Origin of the sequence: Wolbachia endosymbiont of Drosophila bocki (genome assembly GCF_028982005.1) — a bacterium.
Lineage (GTDB): Bacteria > Pseudomonadota > Alphaproteobacteria > Rickettsiales > Anaplasmataceae > Wolbachia > Wolbachia pipientis.
The window spans coordinates 1-2984 of sequence record NZ_JAPQLG010000182.1 but is presented as its reverse complement, the minus strand read 5'-3'; the positions used below and the strand labels follow the sequence as shown (position 1 = coordinate 2984).

General features: G+C 34.4%; 5 protein-coding genes. 2 read left to right on the top strand and 3 right to left on the bottom strand.

Annotated features, from left to right (window positions below; translation table 11 throughout):
- Nucleotides 1–284: 284 nt before the first annotated feature.
- The 3 genes from OZD61_RS04325 to OZD61_RS04315 are packed head-to-tail and all read right to left on the bottom strand — an operon-like array spanning nt 285 to nt 1657.
- Nucleotides 285–599: an FtsB family cell division protein gene (locus tag OZD61_RS04325; RefSeq protein ID WP_274979986.1), complete on the bottom strand. Its 315-nt coding sequence runs from the start codon at nt 597–599 to the stop codon at nt 285–287.
- 49 nt (nt 600–648) lie between these two features.
- A complete protein-coding gene (ykgO, locus tag OZD61_RS04320) occupies nt 649–777 on the bottom strand; it encodes a type B 50S ribosomal protein L36 (protein WP_274979985.1) in 129 nt (42 codons plus the stop codon).
- Nucleotides 778–826: 49 nt separating this feature from the next.
- Nucleotides 827–1657: a pyruvate, water dikinase regulatory protein gene (locus OZD61_RS04315; protein WP_006280267.1), complete on the bottom strand. Its 831-nt coding sequence runs from the start codon at nt 1655–1657 to the stop codon at nt 827–829.
- A 135-nt stretch (nt 1658–1792) separates the two neighbouring features.
- Here OZD61_RS04315 and ccmC point away from each other — a divergent pair, with 135 nt between their 5' ends.
- A complete protein-coding gene (ccmC, locus tag OZD61_RS04310; RefSeq protein WP_274979984.1) occupies nt 1793–2500 on the top strand; it encodes a heme ABC transporter permease CcmC in 708 nt (235 codons plus the stop codon).
- Between the two features lie 8 nt (nt 2501–2508).
- Complete coding sequence (locus tag OZD61_RS04305) at nt 2509–2931, top strand: GNAT family N-acetyltransferase (RefSeq protein WP_338062833.1); 423 nt, start codon at nt 2509–2511, stop codon at nt 2929–2931.
- Nucleotides 2932–2984: the final 53 nt, after the last annotated feature.

Genomic DNA, 2984 nt, shown 5'->3' with positions numbered 1-2984 from the left:
TAATCCTCCAAAATTTTATTTTACCCAAAAAAACTCTTTTCTTTCTCTCCACTTTTTCTGGGTAAGGTCATGCAGCTTTTGGGTAATTTAATGGTAAAAATTTTAGAGAGAAATTTTATACACAATCTCTGACATTTTTCCTTAAGTTGACGCCATTGTCTGTTCAGCTAAGCGGTGTGAGAGACAATATAGCTAAACTGACTTAGATTTACCGACAATTTGAAAAACCGTCATCCCGCTACGTGTTAGCGCCGCGGCGGTATGACGTAGGGAGATCTCTACTGCTATTCCGCGTCAAGAACAACCATAAGTTCATTAGGGTTCACATAACCTAAAGCATTTTTTGCTTGCTCATCAAGCAGATCTAAATCTAAGCTTTTTTCATATAAGCCAAATACTTTGTTGTCCAACTTTTCCTTTTCAGAAGAGACATCCTTTAGCAAAAGTTTATTGTACTCGATTTCTTTTTTTAAATCGATTAACGTCAATAAGCCACGTTTACCTGTAATTGTGCTAATGCTGAAATATAATGTAAGGGAAGAAATGAGTAAGGCTGCGCTTAAACACAGTAACTTTTGCTTCTTCTTAGATATAAGCACCGTACTTTCACATATAAAAAATATATAACATGAAAAGGTGAACAAAAAGCTAAGAACCTTGACGCGCTTTACACCTTGGCCTTACCTTATTTATAATGTAAATCTTACCACCCCTTTTCACAACTTTACAATTTTTATCTCTGTTACGATGAGATTTTAGCGACCCTTTGACTTTCATATCTATAGTAAGAATTAAATTACTTTACATTATAATCACTTATCAAGAGTTAGTCAATTGATAACATTTTATTAAAATATTGTATAATTGTTGCTGATACTTCTTCGATCGACTTTTGCGTGACATCGATAATTGGCCAGTTATTCTGTTTAAAGAGCTCCTCCGCTTCTTTAATTTCCTTTTCTACTTTCTCAGGGTTAGCATATATATTATTATCTTCGTTGTTAATTGAAGTAAGTCTATTTTTGCGTATTTCTATTAGCCTACTTACGTCTATTGTTACCCCTATCGTTAGTTTATTTTTTAATTTTGCCAAGTCAACATAAAAGGGTACTCCACTAACAAAAGGAATATTTGCAACTTTATAGCCTCGGTAAGCTAAATACGTACTGGTGGGAGATTTTGATGTACGTGAAACTCCAACCAAAATTATATCTGCTTTATCAATATCTTGAATATTTTGTCCATCATCATGATTAATAGTGTAGTTTATTGCCTCAATGCGCTGAAAATATTCGTTATTTATCTCAGTATGCAAGTCAAGCTTTTCGTCTTTTTCAATTTCAAGATAAGACGAAATTTCTCTAATAATATGTGATAATATTGCTCTATAGGGAATTTTCAACTTTATACAGTTATCTTTTAGATATTTTCTTAGCTCATCATCAGTAATAGTGCATATAACAAAATTATGCTCATCACTTTTCCTATTAATTTCCTCCAGAATTTTGTCAATCTGCTCTTCTCCTTTTACGAAAGACCAAACATATTCGATCGTTTCTACAGAACGAAAGTGTTTCAGAGCTGATTTTGCAACTGATATAACAGTTTCACCACTTGAATCTGATACTAAGTGTAGATTAAGCTTTTTAAGGGTCATATACTAAAAATAATAGCTAGCAATCTGCTACTGAAATTATGCTAATTTGTTGACCTACGTAAATATAGAAAAACTATCCTGTTGATAAAACTCAAACTAATTGGTAAATTCTTAACACAATTATTCTCAAAACGAATGTTTTTATTAAGGCCTACAAATTTCTCTTATTTTTCTAAGAAAGCTCTACCTTGGNGGGTTATTTGTTTCGCATGTTTTTTAATTGGAATGTCTTTGGCGTTATTCTTCTCTCCAGAAGATTATAAACAAGGAGAAATTGTACGAATCATGTACATTCATGTGCCTTCTGCATGGCTTGCTCTCGGAATATATGGATTAATTGCATCACTTGGTTTCATTTCATTGGTATGGAACAATAGCATTGCTAGTGTCTTGGCACATGCTGCTGCTCCTGCAGGGACAGTCTTTTCGGCAATATGCTTAATCACAGGCAGCATCTGGGGAAAAGGAACCTGGGGCACTTGGTGGGTATGGGATGCAAGGCTTACTTCAATGCTGATTTTATTTTTCCTATATGTTGGCTACCTTTCATTGTGGAGCGCTTTTGATAATGAAGCGAGGGCAGAAAAATCAGCAGCAGTATTTGCCATCTTTAGTGCTATAAATATTCCTATAGTAAAATTTTCCGTGAATTTATGGTCCACTCTCCATCAGCCAGCAAGCATTTTGAGAAAAGGTGGAATAGCAATAGAAAGTTCCCTGCTGTTGCCACTGGTTGCAATGTTTATGTTTTGTGCCACATTTTTTTTAGTAGTGTGGACACTGTATTCACTTTACTTAATTAATTTATATAAGATAAAGAGAGAAATCAGTATGCGGTATTAGGCCGAGAGCTGAAAATAGAACACACCACATCACCAAGTAGCAAAGACATTGAATTCCTACTCAAAAAGATTAATGAAGAAACCGTTGATAAAGGTACGTGTAACCCATTTGCTTTTTTTATTCGCGATGACACTGAACAAATTATTGTAGGTTGTAGCGGTTTTGTTATCTATGGTTCAATTTACACTGACTTGCTTTGGGTGCACTCTGATTATAGAAGAAAAGGTATGGGAAAGCAGCTAATGGAAGAAGTTCATGATTATGGTCGTGAGATGCACTGTAAAATAGCAACCGTTGCAACCATGAATTTTCAAAAAGCGAAAGTATTTTATGAAAAGCTTGGGTATAAGTGCGATCTTGTACGTCCAGGGTATGTTAACATGTATATTTTTGAAGAAAGTGTTGTGAGATGCACTGTAAGAACCTGTTAAGGATCTCGAAAATATGAGGTAAAATAAGCATAGTTAAGAAAGAGGTATATCTA